General features: G+C 53.5%; 17 protein-coding genes. 5 read left to right on the forward strand and 12 right to left on the reverse strand.

Annotated features, from left to right (window positions below; all coding sequences use genetic code 11):
- Positions 1-175 precede the first annotated feature (175 nt).
- Entirely contained in the window at positions 176-847 is a 672-nt protein-coding gene (locus tag GSUB_RS14610; RefSeq protein ID WP_040201449.1) for a response regulator, read from the reverse strand.
- Positions 844-2259, reverse strand: a complete 1416-nt coding sequence (locus GSUB_RS14615) for an ATP-binding protein (RefSeq protein WP_040201450.1) — start codon at positions 2257-2259, stop codon at positions 844-846. Before GSUB_RS14615 ends, GSUB_RS14610 begins: the two co-directional genes overlap by 4 nt.
- 387 nt (positions 2260-2646) lie before the next feature.
- Between GSUB_RS14615 and GSUB_RS14620 the strand changes: the two genes are divergently transcribed.
- Complete coding sequence (locus GSUB_RS14620) at positions 2647-3162, forward strand: Spy/CpxP family protein refolding chaperone (protein ID WP_040201452.1); 516 nt, start codon at positions 2647-2649, stop codon at positions 3160-3162.
- 110 nt (positions 3163-3272) lie between these two features.
- Here the strand turns inward: GSUB_RS14620 and hepT (GSUB_RS14625) are convergent, their stop codons facing one another.
- Both hepT (GSUB_RS14625) and mntA (GSUB_RS19175) read right to left on the reverse strand, forming a co-directional pair.
- A complete protein-coding gene (gene hepT / locus GSUB_RS14625; RefSeq protein WP_200890148.1) occupies positions 3273-3506 on the reverse strand; it encodes a type VII toxin-antitoxin system HepT family RNase toxin in 234 nt (77 codons plus the stop codon).
- Complete coding sequence (mntA, locus tag GSUB_RS19175; RefSeq protein WP_052464975.1) at positions 3497-3775, reverse strand: type VII toxin-antitoxin system MntA family adenylyltransferase antitoxin; 279 nt, start codon at positions 3773-3775, stop codon at positions 3497-3499. Before mntA (GSUB_RS19175) ends, hepT (GSUB_RS14625) begins: the two co-directional genes overlap by 10 nt.
- A gap of 262 nt (positions 3776-4037) precedes the next feature.
- On the opposite strand from mntA (GSUB_RS19175), the gene GSUB_RS14635 reads away from it, so the two are divergent.
- Both GSUB_RS14635 and GSUB_RS14640 read left to right on the forward strand, forming a co-directional pair.
- Complete coding sequence (locus tag GSUB_RS14635) at positions 4038-6131, forward strand: SEC-C domain-containing protein (RefSeq protein ID WP_040201453.1); 2094 nt, start codon at positions 4038-4040, stop codon at positions 6129-6131.
- Between the two features lie 129 nt (positions 6132-6260).
- Positions 6261-7796, forward strand: coding sequence for an ATP-binding protein (locus GSUB_RS14640; RefSeq protein ID WP_200890149.1), 1536 nt, complete (start codon positions 6261-6263; stop codon positions 7794-7796).
- Between the two features lie 96 nt (positions 7797-7892).
- Here the strand turns inward: GSUB_RS14640 and GSUB_RS14645 are convergent, their stop codons facing one another.
- From GSUB_RS14645 to GSUB_RS18770, 8 genes are all read right to left on the reverse strand, one after another.
- The gene (locus GSUB_RS14645) at positions 7893-9434 is read right to left on the reverse strand and encodes an ATP-binding protein (RefSeq protein WP_040201455.1); all 1542 of its coding nucleotides are present in this window, start codon (positions 9432-9434) and stop codon (positions 7893-7895) included.
- Between the two features lie 233 nt (positions 9435-9667).
- Positions 9668-10078, reverse strand: coding sequence for a type VII toxin-antitoxin system HepT family RNase toxin (hepT, locus tag GSUB_RS14650; RefSeq protein ID WP_040201456.1), 411 nt, complete (start codon positions 10076-10078; stop codon positions 9668-9670).
- Positions 10068-10463, reverse strand: a complete 396-nt coding sequence (gene mntA / locus GSUB_RS14655; RefSeq protein WP_040201457.1) for a type VII toxin-antitoxin system MntA family adenylyltransferase antitoxin — start codon at positions 10461-10463, stop codon at positions 10068-10070. Before mntA (GSUB_RS14655) ends, hepT (GSUB_RS14650) begins: the two co-directional genes overlap by 11 nt.
- 158 nt (positions 10464-10621) lie before the next feature.
- Positions 10622-12163, reverse strand: a complete 1542-nt coding sequence (locus tag GSUB_RS14660; protein WP_040201458.1) for an ATP-binding protein — start codon at positions 12161-12163, stop codon at positions 10622-10624.
- 103 nt (positions 12164-12266) lie between these two features.
- Positions 12267-12581, reverse strand: coding sequence for a nucleotidyltransferase family protein (locus tag GSUB_RS14665; RefSeq protein ID WP_040201459.1), 315 nt, complete (start codon positions 12579-12581; stop codon positions 12267-12269).
- Positions 12574-12993: an HI0074 family nucleotidyltransferase substrate-binding subunit gene (locus GSUB_RS14670; RefSeq protein WP_040201460.1), complete on the reverse strand. Its 420-nt coding sequence runs from the start codon at positions 12991-12993 to the stop codon at positions 12574-12576. The genes GSUB_RS14665 and GSUB_RS14670 overlap by 8 nt, the downstream gene beginning before the upstream one ends.
- Positions 12994-13029: 36 nt before the next feature.
- Positions 13030-13356 carry a nucleotidyltransferase domain-containing protein gene (locus GSUB_RS14675; protein WP_040201462.1) on the reverse strand — a complete coding sequence of 109 codons (327 nt, stop codon included), beginning with the start codon at positions 13354-13356 and terminating at the stop codon, positions 13030-13032.
- Complete coding sequence (locus GSUB_RS18770; protein ID WP_084212132.1) at positions 13323-13715, reverse strand: HEPN domain-containing protein; 393 nt, start codon at positions 13713-13715, stop codon at positions 13323-13325. The genes GSUB_RS14675 and GSUB_RS18770 overlap by 34 nt, the downstream gene beginning before the upstream one ends.
- Before the next feature lie 230 nt (positions 13716-13945).
- Here GSUB_RS18770 and GSUB_RS18775 point away from each other — a divergent pair, with 230 nt between their 5' ends.
- Together GSUB_RS18775 and GSUB_RS14685 are read left to right on the forward strand one after the other, a co-directional pair.
- Positions 13946-14182: a DUF4160 domain-containing protein gene (locus GSUB_RS18775; protein ID WP_084212133.1), complete on the forward strand. Its 237-nt coding sequence runs from the start codon at positions 13946-13948 to the stop codon at positions 14180-14182.
- Positions 14163-14459, forward strand: coding sequence for a DUF2442 domain-containing protein (locus GSUB_RS14685; RefSeq protein ID WP_040201464.1), 297 nt, complete (start codon positions 14163-14165; stop codon positions 14457-14459). Before GSUB_RS18775 ends, GSUB_RS14685 begins: the two co-directional genes overlap by 20 nt.
- Positions 14460-14693: the final 234 nt, after the last annotated feature.

Here is a 14693-nt window from a genome sequence, read left to right on the forward strand (position 1 = left end):
CAAAAGTTACAAAAGTTACCTGCGTCCCGGGTGGTCGCGGGGCATGGATTCTCGGTTGTCGTGGCATGATTTCCCTCTAATTGCATAAAAACACCAAAAGTTACAAAAGTTACCTGCGTCCCGGGTGGTCGGGTGTAAAATAAGGCGTACAGAGGGAGGAGGGATGCGGGGGATGTCACTGCGGGTCAAACGTATATCCGGCTCCATAGACTGAACGGATTAGCTCCCGAGACGGATCGACTGCCGCAATCTTCTTGCGCAGCTTCTTAATATGGCTGTCGATGGTGCGGTCGCTGACGATGCGCTCGTCCGGGTAGATGTGATCCATCAGCTGTTCCCGGCCATAGATGCGTCCCGGGTGGTTGCCCAGGAAGGCGAGCAGTTTGAATTCCACCGCGGTCAATCCAAGGTCCTGCCCGCTCAGCGTTGCCCGCAATCGGCCCGCATCGAGTTCCAGTCCCGCATGAGCAGCATCCTGGTCATCCGAGGTGCGTCGCAGAACGGCTTTCACTCGCGCCACCACCTCCCGCGGGCTGAACGGCTTGCAGATATAATCGTCGGCGCCAAGCTCCAAGCCGAGAAGGCGGTCGATCTCTTCGACCCGCGCCGTCACCATGATGATCGGCACCCGGGAAAAACCGCGCAGGTCGCGACACACATCCATGCCATCGCGGCCGGGCAGCATCAGATCGAGCAGAACCAGTTCGGGCGCCTGTTCGCGCACCCATGGGGCAACCTCGCGGCCGTCGCTGAGGATGTGGGTTGAAAAGCCGGCCTGCTTGAGGTAATCGGACAGCAGCTCAGCCAGCTTGCGTTCATCCTCGACAATGAGAATCGTACCGTTCATAACCTCTCCTCCAGGGGAAAGATGATGCGGATCAATACCCCGCCCAGCTTTGATGGATGCGCCTCGATCGTCCCGCCGTGTGCATCGACGATGGCGCGGCAGATGGAAAGACCGAGGCCGGCCCCTCCGGTAGCGCGGCTGCGGGAGTGCTCAACCCGGTAGAGACGGTCGAACAGGCGCGGCAGCGCCTCCTGCGGAACCCCAGGCGCGCTGTCCTGGATTTCGACGATCATCCGCTCATCCTCACAGTCGGCATCGATTTCAAGCCTTCCACCGGGGTCGGTGTATTTAAGGACATTGGCCAGCAGATTGGCATAAAGCTGATAAATTCGCTCGCGATCCGCCGAAACCATACCGCCTGCAAGAGGATGCGCTCGATTATCCACATTGATTCGTGCGCGATCAAGAGCCGGCCGGAATTCAGCCACCGCCTCGGCCAGCACAGCCACCGGATCAACAGACTGCTTCCGGTAGGTCAGAGCACCGAGGTCAGCCAGCGACAGCTGGTAGAGATCATCAACCAGTCGATGCAGCCGCATCGCTTCGCCATGCAGCGACTCGATTGCCGCAGAATCTGTGGGGCGCACTCCGTCCTGCATCGCATCGATTTCACCGCGCAGCACCGCCAGCGGCGTGCGCAATTCATGGGAGATATCGGCGATCCACTGGCGCCGCGCGATCTCGTTGTTCTCCAGGGTCTGCGCCAGGCGGTTGAAATCCTGCGCCAGACGTCCCAATTCATCGCGGGCCCCCTCATTAACCCGCACATCATAGTTGCCGGTCGCAAGCTGATGGGTGGCATCGGTCAGCGCCCGCACCCGCCGCAGCAGAGTAGTCGCCAACGGCAGCGCCAGCAGCGCCGCGCCGCCGGCCACCAACAGGGCGATAATAAAGAAAGAGCGCCTCTGCTCCTGAGCGAATTCAAGCTGGTGCATGGTGGAAAGATGGCGTTGGGGAACAAGGCCCAGGTAACCAATCACCTCCCCATCCGCCGTTAAAGAGAGAAAATCACGGGCCTCGTCCGCATCGGCAACTGCATGCACAGGCCGACGTTGTTCATCGAGCAGTACCAGCCGCCGCATAAAATGCCCTTCCCCCATGCGTGGCATCGGCATGCCGTTGCGAGAGGAAATCTCCACATCCGAATCCGCCACGACAGGATCGGCGACCAGGCTGTCGCGTAGCAACTCCCGCCACAACATCCGGTTACCGCGCAACACCTCCCAGTCGCCCCACTCCTCCCAGCGCTGCTCGAGGACTTGGGACAGCGACGCAAGACGCTGCTTTTCAACCGTATGGACATAGCGCAGAAACCCCCGGTCGAAGCTCCACTGCATCAGCAGAAACATGCCGAGGATGACAGTACAGGCGACGCCGAGAAGGACGGCAAAAAGTTTTGATTTGAGGCCCATGTCAGTTGTCAGTTGTCAGTTGTCAGTTGTCAGTTGTCAGTTGTCAGTTGTCAGTTGTCAGTTGTCAGTTGTCAGTTGTCAGTTGTCAGTTGTCAGTTGTCAGTTGTCAGTTGTCAGTTGTCAGTTGTCAGTTGTCAGTTGTCAGTTGTCAGTTGTCAGTTGTCAGTTGTCAGTTGTCAGTTGTCAGTTGTCAGTTGTCAGGGACGATTGTGCCCTCTCTTCTCAGAAAAGCAAGCTTTTCCAGCGGACCACGGACTACGGACCGCGGACAGATTTAATTTCCACATTTCTTTCACATTTCCTCCACAATCATGGGGTAGAGTCTGACCATCGAAAGCAACGAACCGGAACACAAACCGGCTCACAACACAAAAAAGGAGAAATGACATGAACATCAAAAAAATTCTCAGCATCGCTCTGATCGGCCTGCTCAGCACGGCTGTACTGGCAACCAGCTCTTTTGCTGCTCCCGGCCAGGGAGCCAAGATGGGCGGCGGCAAGGCCATGACCGAGGAGCAACGGCAGGAAAGGCAGGATCTGCATCTGGAGCGCATGGCCGCCGTGCTCGACCTGACTGAAGAGCAGAAGACCCAGATTGAAGCCCTGCGCAACCAGAAGTGGGAAAACACTGCGGCACAGCAGGGAAAAATGACCGAACTGAGGGAAGAACTGCGTGAAATGGGTCTCGACGGCAGCTACGACGAAGCCCGCGCCAGAGCCCTCGCCAACGAACTGGCCACCATCAAGGCCGACATGATGGTGGAGAATATCCGCCTGCGCAGCGAAATCCACTCCCTGCTCACTCCCGAGCAGCAGGAGCTGACCGAGAAGCTGCGCCCGCTGAAGCAGAACTGCAAGGGGCAGGGATGCAAGAACAAAGGGCGCTGTGTAGACATGATGTAGATGGTCTGATATCTGTCTGCCATTTAATGCAGAAAAGCCGCATCCCTCAGAGGGTGCGGCTTTTCTGCATTCAAGGATGTCACAGGTTCCGCCCAGAACGAAGACCTGATTCACGCCGTTCGCGTCAGAACCCCACAGAAGCGACGAAAAGCCTGCAAGCCCTCTTCCAATATGCTTTTCACGATTTCCAGGTTCAACTTCTGATCGTCATGCACGGCGACATTGCGAAAACCGACCATCGCCTGCAGACGCACAGATAATTCGCCATCGAGAACCCCGGCTTTTTCCAGCAGGGCGAACGCCTCTCGGCTCTCCTGGGGAAGACCCAATTTCCTCACACGCACCAGATGCGCCTGCCATGGGCGATCACCTGCATGCGAAAAACCGTCGTCGCCTGCGCCAGGTCGATCAGGTCCACATCCCGGCCGAACCTGGTCGCCATTTCCTGCGCCAGTCTCCAGCGCTGCACGCGACTGGGGGAAGCCTCCGCCAGAAAGGCGATATCAAGATCACTTGCCGGATGCTCCCCTTCTGTACCGAAACTGCCGAACCGATACACCGCCAGCAGACGCGGCACAGCTTCCCGCAGGCACTGGACAATCATGTGGTCCATAGCTTTGGCGTTCTCTCCGAAAACATCTGAATGTCAGAATAAATCACCATTACTTCAGCAAGAAGCAAAATTTACCAGATAATGAGCTTATTTGCTTGTTTGATATATTGCCGATTTTATTTTAAATTCAGCCGAAAGCAAGACAAACCGACGCCCAAACCCGATGTCAAGGTGGACGTATTCATTTCACAGGGCGACGTAAATTGATTTTTTTGTTACCTTGTCCGGCACTCACTTAATATCCACGGGGAGGACAAAAATTATGCCGAACACCAATGGTTTCAGCGGCCCGCCCGAAGGCCCCATCGACCTCGAGCGGCTGCTACCGCAGGCCGCTGCCCGGATTCTCGAAGATGAAGATCCAGAGCTTTTCCGGACCTGGCTGGCCGGTCATCTGCCGGACTTCGCCCTGGGCGAAATGAAAAACGCCCCCGCTGATCTTTTCCGCGCCATGGCCGTACCCGTCAGCTACATGATCTGGAACGCAACTCCGCTGCCGGGCAACAACTTCCGCCCGCGCCCCCTTCCCAAACCCACCCGCAACGATCCCTGCCCTTGCGAATCAGGGCACAAGTACAAAAAATGCTGCAGCAATGCGCCCCCTTTTCCCGTCCTCGACACCATGGTCATGTGGCCGCTGGTTCTGAGCAACCTGACATCTGATCAGATCGAGCAGGCGGCCCGTCAAGGGATCCTGCCGCTGGAAGCGTTGGTCACCGCAGCGGCAGAAAGTCTGGAAAATGACCGTCCGTTACTTGCTATCGAGCTGCTGCGTCCCCATTTTGAAAAACCTATCAAAAAACCCAGCCCTGTGGACGACTTCGCCCTTCAACTTCTCTGCGATGCCTACGATGAATTCGGCCAGGCCGCCGAGAAACTCGAACTGCTGGCGCGCATCAGCCGGGAAACGACCAAATCCCCCCTGCGGGCCGGAGCCTGGCAACGGCTTACGGCAATCTACCTTGACAACGGTGACCTGGAAGGCGGTCGCGAGACCTTCGCCAACGCTCTGCGCGACGATCCCGGTTCACCGTCCTGCGCCATTCTCGAGATGCAGTTACTGGCCATAGAAGAGCGCTTCGACCAAATCTCAACCCGCGCCGATTTCTGGCTGCGCAAGCTGCAGCGCTCTCAGAACCCGCCGGAAACAATCGAACATATCACCGAAATTCTTCAAGAACTGATCGACAACCCACATTACGCAGCAGTTTTGCTCGACGATCACCACCTCTTTAACGACAACGACCTTGATGACGATGAAGAGCTCGACGAAACCAGCCTGCGTCTGCTCGACTGGGTCGACCTTGCCATCGAACGCCCCTTGCCCAGCTACAGCACAGACGAAAATGCCCTCGACCTGGAAGATAAGGACGAAGTTGCCGGATACCTGGGCAGATTGGGCCTCTCCGGCAAAGAGCTTGATAAAGCGATGAAGCAAATTGAAGAACAGACGGAAGAAGGGCTGGCAAAAGAAGATCCTGAACAACTCGATCCCGAATCAAGCCTCGTTTTTCAACCGCCCCCTGAGATCGAAAAGCTCGAAGCGCAATGGCATGCCGTCAGCCAACTGGACAAACCGTTCGGCATCCAGAATTTCCCCGACCAGCACTGGGAGGGTTGGGAGCCCGAACAGGCCGAACCGTGGATCGGCTTTCTTGAGCAGCACCCGGAAGCCGCCGACAGTCTCGACATCCTCGACGACCTGGTGACGGCCTTCTTCCTCTATCCGGATATGCCGCAACCGGTCATGAGCCGCGAAGGCATGGTGCCCCTGCTCAGACGCGCTGTCGCCATCATCGAGAAAAATCTCGTCGGCATAAAAGATTCCCGTCTGTTGTGGAACCGCCTCTCCAACCGCCCCGCCCTTCGCAGCCTCAACCGCCTTTATGCCGTGACAAGGTACGGTTTTGAGGATCTGCAAGAAGCAGATCGCCTCGCCGAATTTGTCTTTGAAATCAATCCTCATGACAATCATGGCCTGCGCCGCGAATATATAAACGACTTACTGCGCCGCGGGGAAAATGAGCGTGCCCTCGCCGTTACAGAGATGTTTCCCGATGATGTTTTTGTAGAGACCGTCTATGGAAAACTGCTCGCCCTGTATCGCCTCGGCCGACTTAAAAGCGCCCAACCGCTGGCCGAGGAGGCCATCGACGCTTATCCACTGGTTGCCCCTTATCTGACTCGTGCTCGCATCAAAAAACCGCGAATGTCAGAATCCGGCATCCACATCGGCGGCAAAGACCAGGCCTGGCTTTACCGCGAAGAGATGCGCGAAACCTGGCAGCAGTCCCCCGGGGCGCTCGACTGGCTGAAAAAAATCATGAAGATCAAAGGAGTTCGGCTGCGGGGGTAGGCTAAACACGCCTGATCCCGTCATGCTGCTTGGCAGAATGACGCCCCCAGCCATTGCAGAGTGCCTGGGGAAAGGCTAGTATTGCTTTGTTGCTTAGCTCCGCTTTGTATCACCCCGGAGGCATAGGAAATGGCCCAACTGAAAAAACTCCCCATCGGAATCCAGACCTTCTCCCAGATCCGCGAAGAACAGTATCTGTATCTGGATAAAACGCCCCAGATCAAACAGATGGTGGATGAGGGAAAATACTATTTTCTTTCGCGGCCCAGGAGGTTCGGCAAGAGCATGCTGGTCAGCACCCTGCAGGCGCTGTTCGAGGGGCGCAGGGAATTGTTCACGGGGCTGTATATCGAAGACAAGTGGGACTGGGGCAAAACATATCCTGTCATAAAAATAAGCTTTGGCGGGGTTGCGCGTGATGCTGACGCGATGCGCCGCATGGTTGCAAGTATCATGCAGTCCAACCAGAAGCGCCTCGGAATTCAATGCCGCAATCCTGAATACGGCGGAGTGTGCCTTAAGGAGATGATCGAACAGGCGCATGAAAAATACGGCCGCAAAGTGGTTATTCTTGTCGACGAATACGACAAACTGATTGTCGACAACCTGGATCAGCCGAAAATCGCCAGACAGGGGCGGGAAATTCTTAGGGATTTGTACACCACCATCAAGGACAGCGATGAATATGTCCAGTTTGCCTTTCTGACCGGAGTCAGCAAGTTCAGCAAGGTGTCAGTCTTCAGTGGCTTGAATAACCTTGAAGATATCACTTTGAACCCCACCTTTGCCACTATTTGCGGCTATACCCAGCACGATCTGGAAACCAGTTTTGCCGATCATCTTGACGGAGTGGATATGGACCAGGTGCGTGAGTGGTACAACGGATATAATTTCCTGGGCGATAAAGTTTATAATCCGTTTGATATTCTGTTGTTTATTAAAAATGGTCAGGTATTCGACAACTATTGGTTCGCCACCGGCACTCCCACCTTCCTGATCAAGTTGATTGAGAAGAACACCTATTTCATTCCCCAGTTAGATCATCTGCGGGTGAGCAAAAGCCTCATTGACAGCTACGACATAGAAAACATGAAGCTGGAGCCTCTCCTTTTTCAGTCAGGGTATTTGAGTATCAAGGAGCAAAGGCAGCTCAGTTACGGCATCGAATACATCCTGGGCTTTCCCAACAAAGAAGTGGCCATCTCCTTTAACGACCATGTCGCCGCCGCTCTGACTGAGGCCAACACGGCGCAGGCCAAGGGGAAGTTATATGACAGCCTTGCACAGGCTGACCTCGACCAGCTTGAACAAACCTTGATGGCGCTGTTTGCCGCCATCCCCCATACCAACTACACCCGCAACACGATAAGCGCCTATGAGGGCTACTACGCCAGCGTTGTCTATGCCTACCTTGCCAGCCTCGGCCTTCAGCTGATCCCCGAAGATGTCACCAGCACCGGGCGCATCGACCTGACCATCAGGATGAACAACATCACCTATATTTTGGAGTTTAAAGTGGATGGTCAGGGCAACGCCCTGAAGCAGATCAAAGAAAAAGGCTACCACCAGAAATACCAGAGACCGGATACCGACACCTACCTCATCGGTATCGACTTCGACTCCGGCAAGCGTAATATCTCAACATTTGAATGGGAGAAGGTGTAGCTTTTCGGTGCCCCCACCCCAACCCTCCCCCGCTGGGAGATGGAGTTTCTTTTAAACGTGCAGCAGAACAAAAGGAGCGAAACAAGGCGGACCTGGCTATACCTTTTCCCAGGCAAAGCGGGTGATGTTTCGAGTGGTCGAGTCGAAGTCGATTCCTATCAGGATAATCTCTTTGCCGGCACCCTGATACTTCTGCTGATAATTGCGCTCTTTGACCTGCGCCAGGGCATCGCCGCTGCCGTCGACTTTGAATTCCAGGATGTAAATGGCGTTTTCCATGCGGACGGTCAGATCAATGCGCCCTTTGCTGGTGACATCTTCGGCGGTGAGGTCAAGACCCAGACTGGCCAGATAAGCGTAGATGACACTGGCGTAGTACCCCTCGTAGCTGCCGATCGTGTTGTTAACGTAATTGTGGTAGGGAATGGAGGCGAACAGCGCCTTGAGGGTCTGTTCAAAACCGTCCATATCCGCCGCAGTCAGTGTCTGAAAAATCTCAGACTGATAGCGGGTTTTCTCCGCCTGCTGTCCGGTCAGGTAACTTAAGATATGCTCGTTGAAGGAATAGCGCGTCTCCAGATTGGGAAAACACAGCTGATACATGGTGATGGCCCCAACCTGGGTTTGTTCCTTGATGGTCAGATACCCGGTCTGAAACATGATCGGTTCCAGCTGAATGTTCTCAATATCATAGCTGTCGATCAAGCCTTCACTGACCATGAGGTTGTCAAGCTTCGGGACATAGTAGCTGTTCTGATGGATCATCTTGATCAGGAAACTGGGAGTGCCCGTGGAAAACCAGTAGTTTTTGAATTGCCGACCATTTTTGAGAAACAGCAGGATGTCATAGGGGTTGTAAACGGCCTCGCCCAGGAAGTTATAGCCGTTATACCACTGGCGCACCTTGGCCCGGTCAACGCCTTCCAGGTGCGCGGCAAAGGTCGTGTCAAGGTCATGTTCCGTATAACCACAGAGGGTGGCGTAATCAGGGTTCAGACTGATATCTTCAAGGTTGTTCAATCCGCTGAAGATCGAGACCTTGCTGAACTTGCTGACCCCGGTCAGAAAAGCGAACTTGATGAAAGCATCACTGTCCTTGATAATGGAATACAGGTCTCGCAGAACTTCACGCCCCTGCTTGGCCACCTCGATCTGATCGAGGTTATCGACGATCAACTTGTCGTACTCGTCTACCAGCACGACGACCTTCTGGCCGTATTTCTGGTGGGCATCCCGGATAAGCTGCTTAAAACAGCCTCCGATATCTTGCGGATCGCCGCAGGGGATATCTAATCGTCGCTGATTTTCTTCAAGGATATTGCCCACATCCTGCTTCATATCCTCCAGGCTGCGGGCCACGCCACCGAAACTGATCTTGATGACGGGATAGCGGGTGTCCCAACCCCACTTGTCTTCAATATCAAGCCCGTTGAACAGCTCTCTTTGGCCTTCAAACAGCGCCTGCAGAGTGGAGAGCAGCAAACTTTTGCCGAAGCGCCGGGGGCGGGAGAGGAAATAATACTTCCCTTCAGTGGCCAGACGAAGGACCAGCGGCGTTTTATCTACATACGCATATTCTTCTTCGCGAATTTCACTGAAAGTCTGAATCCCGATGGGGAGTTTGGCAAGCTGGGTCATACATCCCTCCTGAAAATAGCCGTATCGGAAAGAGTGATCCCGGCACGAGCAACTTTCCTATCTTACCTGTTTGATCCAGCAGGTCAAAGGATGTTCTCCCAGCCTCCTTCATCCATGAGGAGGCTGCCGGTGAGCAAAGCGATCCGCATCGTTTCAAAATAGGCAGGATATTACATGCTCGAAGAGTTTAAGCAACAATTAAGCATGTCCCCATTTATGGACAATGACCTGATTCACGCCATTCGAGTCAGAACTTCACAGAAGCGACGAAAATCCTGCAGGCCCTCTTCCAATATGCTTTTCACAATTTCCAGGTTCAACTTCTGATAGTCATGCACTGCAATATTGCGGAAACCGACCATAGCCTGCAGACGCACAGATAATTCACCATCGAGCACCCCCGCTTTTTCCAGCAGGGCGAACGACTCGCGACTCTCCTGGGGAAGACCCAATCTCCTCACACGCACTAGGTGCATCGCCGCATCAATCGCTGCTTCGCAGGCACGAAGCAGGTTCAGAACGATGGCGTCCTGGCGGGTAAAATTCGTCTCGAGTTCATCCTCATGGCCGGCGTATTCCTCCTGAACCCGCCCCATACAACGCTCGATGACTGAAACCTTGTTGAGTAGAACATCATCCGCCATAGATATTTCCCCGCTCTCGGATATCCTGCAAAATCCACCGCCGTTCTTCATTCAGCCGCGCATAGGATGAAAAGACATAATCCGCATATGTTTCGACGCGCACCTCATCGGCGCACCAGATGCGCCTGCCATGGGCGATCACCTGCATGCGAAAAACCGTTGTCGCCTGCGCCAGGTCGATCAAGTCCACCTCCCGGCCGAACATGGTCGCCATTTCCTGCGCCAGTCTCCAGCGCTTCACGTGACTGGGGGAAGCCTCAGCCAGAAAGGCGATATCAAGGTCACTCTCCAGGCGCTCTGCGTCTGTACCGAAGCTGCCAAACCGATACACCGCCAGCAGATCCGGCACAGCTTCCCGCAGGCATTGGACAATCATGTGGTCCATAGCTTTGGCCTTCTCTCCAGAAAGGTCTGAATGTCAGAATAAATGGCCTTTACCTTCGCAGAACAAAAAGGCCAGCAGACAATGAACGTATTTGCTTACTTGATAAATTGCTGAGTTTTGAACACCCTGGAACTTGATATTTAAAGTTCCGGATTTTGCTATACCTTTTCCCAGGCAAAGCGGGTGATGTTTCGAGTGGTCGAGTCAAAGTCGATTCCGATCAGGATAATCTCTTTGCCGGCACTCTGATACTTCTGCTGATAGTTGCGCTCTCTGACCTGCGCCAGGGCATCGCCGCTGCCGTCGACTTTGAATTCCAGGATGTAAATGGCGTTTTCCATGCGGACGGTCAGATCAATGCGCCCTTTGCTGGTGACATCTTCGGCGGTGAGGTCAAGACCCAGACTGGCCAGATAAGCGTAGATGACACTGGCGTAGTACCCCTCGTAGCTGCCGATCGTGTTGTTAACGTAATTGTGGTAGGGAATGGAGGCGAACAGCGCCTTGAGGGTCTGTTCAAAACCGTCCATATCCGCCGCAGTCAGTGTCTGAAAAATCTCAGACTGATAGCGGGTTTTCTCCGCCTGCTGTCCGGTCAGGTAACTTAAGATATGCTCGTTGAAGGAATAGCGCGTCTCCAGATTGGGAAAACACAGCTGATACATGGTGATGGCCCCAACCTGGGTTTGTTCCTTGATGGTCAGATACCCGGTCTGAAACATGATCGGTTCCAGCTGAATGTTCTCAATATCATAGCTGTCGATCAAGCCTTCACTGACCATGAGGTTGTCAAGCTTCGGGACATAGTAGCTGTTCTGATGGATCATCTTGATCAGGAAACTGGGAGTGCCCGTGGAAAACCAGTAGTTTTTGAATTGCCGACCATTTTTGAGAAACAGCAGGATGTCATAGGGGTTGTAAACGGCCTCGCCCAGGAAGTTATAACCGTTATACCACTGGCGCACCTTGGCCCGGTCAACGCCTTCCAGGTGCGCGGCAAAGGTCGTGTCAAGGTCATGTTCCGTATAACCACAGAGGGTGGCGTAATCAGGGTTCAGACTGATATCTTCAAGGTTGTTCAATCCACTGAAAATCGAGACCTTGCTGAACTTGCTGACCCCGGTCAGAAAAGCGAACTTGATGAAAGCATCACTGTCCTTGATAATGGAATACAGGTCGCGCAGAACTTCACGCCCCTGCTTGGCCACCTCGATCTGATCGAGGTTATCGACGATCAACTTGTCGTACTCGTCTACCAGCACGACGACCTTCTGGCCGTATTTCTGGTGGGCATCCCGGATAAGCTGCTTAAAACAGCCTCCGATATCTTGCGGATCGCCGCAGGGGATATCTAATCGTCGCTGATTTTCTTCCAGGATATTGCCCACATCCTGCTTCATATCCTCCAGGCTGCGAGCCACGCCACCGAAACTGATCTTGATGACGGGATAAACGGTGTCCCAACCCCACTTGTCTTCAATATCAAGCCCGTTAAACAGCTCTCTTTGGCCTTCAAACAGCGCCTGCAGAGTGGAGAGCAGCAGACTTTTGCCGAAGCGCCGGGGGCGGGAGAGGAAATAATACTTCCCTTCAGTGGCCAAACGAAGGACCAGCGGCGTTTTATCTACATACGCATATTCTTCTTCGCGAATTTCACTGAAAGTCTGAATCCCGATGGGGAGTTTGGCAAGCTGAGTCATACATCCCTCCTGAAAATAGCCGTGCCGGATAAAGCGGTTTCGGCACGGTCATATTTCCTATCTTACCTGTTTGATGGAGCAGGTCAAAGGATGTTCTACAAGCTCACTCCTCCCCTTTCTGCACAACAACATAATTCTTTTTGATCACCTGCCGGAACCGCTCCCCCGTGGTCGACCAGTCGAGGACGTCAACCTTGAAAGGCAGATCGGATTCGGTGAAAGCTTCTTTCAGTTCCGCCATCCGGCCCGCATCAAGAGGGCTTTCGGTCACAATCACAAGATCAAGATCTGAAAAAGGCTTCAGATTTTCGCCGTGAACACGTGATCCGAATGCCCACACATCCAGCTCCGGCACATATTCCCTCAAAATATTGAGAACAATCTCCTGTTCGGCAGGGCGTAGCTTGAGGTCACGCATTGCGTCGCTTCAGCTCATCGCGAAGAAAATGCATCTCTGCAACAAAATCATCGAGTACCGCCAGCACTTCCTCGGCCTTGGCTTCATTGTAAGTGTGGCTGGTCATATTGCGCTTTTCCCTGAAAATTCGATATTGGCGGACTTGCCGGACCAGCCCCGCCTCGGCACCTGTGCGCACCATGTCCATAAAGGCCATAGCGCGAATTTCCGCAGGATTGGGCGTTATCTGCTCCAGCTGCCGGCGTAGCATTTTCGTACCGAGCTCGTAACTGAATTCGAACGCCTGAATCGTTGCCGCACGGAATTGTTCACGCAGGCCTTCATCGCTTTCAGCCAGATCGGAATGAAGGTATTCCAAACTGCGCTCAAGCTGTGAAAGGGCTTTTTCAAATGGCGAAATGTCGAGTTTCATTTTTTCCCATCAAAACCAGAAGCTATTTGGCAGCCATCATGCCGCTTCAAGGATTTCTCCTTCTTTTCGGGCAATCTCGATGATCACACTTGAATCATCTTCCCGCCACTGCCGGGAGCCACACGGGATCGGCTCAATGCGACTGTCCACTCGCGCGGTGAGTCGCCAGAGCAAATTCACTGCACTGCGGTCCTGAAGTGAATCAAAACTTGGGGAAACGATGAGAAGATCAATATCGCTCCACTCATGAGTCCCCCCTTTGACCTGCGAACCAAAGGCGACCGCAAATTCTATTTCTATCCCGGCATCCTTGACTGCGTTCAGGTATTTTATGACTGCATCTCGAACATCCGGCTTAAGCATTCATGCAACTCCTTGATTTTTTGGAGATATTCTTCGGCCTCTCGCTGAGTTGGCAGCGGCAACTGTACTCCGGGATAGCGCCCCTCGATGTTGAACGAATTGACTTCAGCAAGAAAATCGCGTTGCTTCTGCTCAAGGCTGAGATCTGCAATCTCTGCAAGTCTTAGCAAATTGTGGATAGGTGGAGCAATTTGATTTTTGAATCTGCACACGTGGGCTTTCAAGATCTTTTCCAAAGCCAAATGAGCAAAAAAAAGCCCGTGGCGAACATGCCCCTGCATGACAAGATCGGTCGCAGCTCCCAAATCTTCAACGGCCCCGTTTCGCCAGTACGTTATCTGCTTTTCGATATTCAACATAGTGTTGATTTTATTCCATTTTTCAGCGAAAGCAAGGGAAAGTCGATGAAAACCTGATAGCGGCGCCTGGCGTCAAAAAGCTGCGGAGAAAAAACAATCCTCCTTACTGGAGCCTTCGGGTCGGCGGGTTCTTGACCCCACTCTGCCTCTGATATACATTTGAAAAAAATTGAGCGATGGTACCATATGCGCCAATTATATGAAAATCCTGGTTTTCTGGTGAGGTGAGCGTGCCAACGGTTCTTAGGATTGGCCCATATCGTTTCTTCTTCTACGCCAACGAGGGGCTGGAGCCGCCACATATCCATGTACAGCGCGAGTCCAGTCTCGCCAAATTTTGGCTCGGCCCCGTTTCACTTGCAAGCAGCACAGGCTTTTCCGCACATGAACTGAACAAAATTCTGAAAATTGTTGAAAATCATTCAGAAAACCTTAAGGAGGCCTGGTATGGGCACTTTAACAGCTGACTTGATTCCACTTGCAGCATCGGTACATTGCAGTGATGATGAACTGGTCGTTTCCCTTAAGGACGGGCGCACAATCAGCGTCCCTCTAGCGTGGTTTCCGAGGCTTGCACATGCAGCTCAGAGCGCTCGCACAAACTACGAAATTCTCGGCAACGGCGAAGGCATCCATTGGCCTGACCTTGATGAGGATATTTCGATCATAGGGCTGCTGGCAGGACGCGCTTCGGTGGAATACAATCAAAGGGGCAGTCGCTTATCACCTGCCGCTGACCGCTGAAGGACGACGCAGAACCCCCAGATGAAGTTTCTTTGAATCGCAATGCAAAAACAGGAAAGGGAAGCGATGCGGACGCACGAATAGCGCATGAACTGCGTCTACCGCAGCCATCCGCTCACCTGTCAGGAAAGACTCTGTAAGAGAGGAACAGCAAACAAGATATCGGGCACGCCCAAATGCCCGCTATCCTAGCCCGGGTTGTGCATGAAGCTTCGTCGCGAAACCGGCCAGTGT

The organism is Geoalkalibacter subterraneus (genome assembly GCF_000827125.1).
GTDB classification, from domain to species: Bacteria; Desulfobacterota; Desulfuromonadia; order Desulfuromonadales; family Geoalkalibacteraceae; genus Geoalkalibacter_A; species Geoalkalibacter_A subterraneus.

Bases quoted from the DNA above. Each gene is read 5' to 3' on its own strand.
- GSUB_RS18770 (WP_084212132.1), bottom strand. From the start codon at position 13,715: ATGTTGAATATCGAAAAGCAGATAACGTACTGGCGAAACGGGGCCGTT.
- GSUB_RS14610 (WP_040201449.1), bottom strand. From the start codon at position 847: ATGAACGGTACGATTCTCATTGTCGAGGATGAACGCAAGCTGGCTGAG.
- GSUB_RS14620 (WP_040201452.1), top strand. From the start codon at position 2,647: ATGAACATCAAAAAAATTCTCAGCATCGCTCTGATCGGCCTGCTCAGC.
- GSUB_RS14615 (WP_040201450.1), bottom strand. From the start codon at position 2,259: ATGGGCCTCAAATCAAAACTTTTTGCCGTCCTTCTCGGCGTCGCCTGT.
- mntA (WP_040201457.1), bottom strand. From the start codon at position 10,463: ATGGACCACATGATTGTCCAATGCCTGCGGGAAGCTGTGCCGGATCTG.
- hepT (WP_040201456.1), bottom strand. From the start codon at position 10,078: ATGGCGGATGATGTTCTACTCAACAAGGTTTCAGTCATCGAGCGTTGT.
- GSUB_RS14665 (WP_040201459.1), bottom strand. From the start codon at position 12,581: ATGCGTGACCTCAAGCTACGCCCTGCCGAACAGGAGATTGTTCTCAAT.
- GSUB_RS14635 (WP_040201453.1), top strand. From the start codon at position 4,038: ATGCCGAACACCAATGGTTTCAGCGGCCCGCCCGAAGGCCCCATCGAC.
- GSUB_RS14660 (WP_040201458.1), bottom strand. From the start codon at position 12,163: ATGACTCAGCTTGCCAAACTCCCCATCGGGATTCAGACTTTCAGTGAA.
- mntA (WP_052464975.1), bottom strand. From the start codon at position 3,775: ATGGACCACATGATTGTCCAGTGCCTGCGGGAAGCTGTGCCGCGTCTG.
- GSUB_RS14640 (WP_200890149.1), top strand. From the start codon at position 6,261: ATGGCCCAACTGAAAAAACTCCCCATCGGAATCCAGACCTTCTCCCAG.
- GSUB_RS14670 (WP_040201460.1), bottom strand. From the start codon at position 12,993: ATGAAACTCGACATTTCGCCATTTGAAAAAGCCCTTTCACAGCTTGAG.
- GSUB_RS14675 (WP_040201462.1), bottom strand. From the start codon at position 13,356: ATGCTTAAGCCGGATGTTCGAGATGCAGTCATAAAATACCTGAACGCA.
- GSUB_RS14645 (WP_040201455.1), bottom strand. From the start codon at position 9,434: ATGACCCAGCTTGCCAAACTCCCCATCGGGATTCAGACTTTCAGTGAA.
- GSUB_RS14685 (WP_040201464.1), top strand. From the start codon at position 14,163: ATGGGCACTTTAACAGCTGACTTGATTCCACTTGCAGCATCGGTACAT.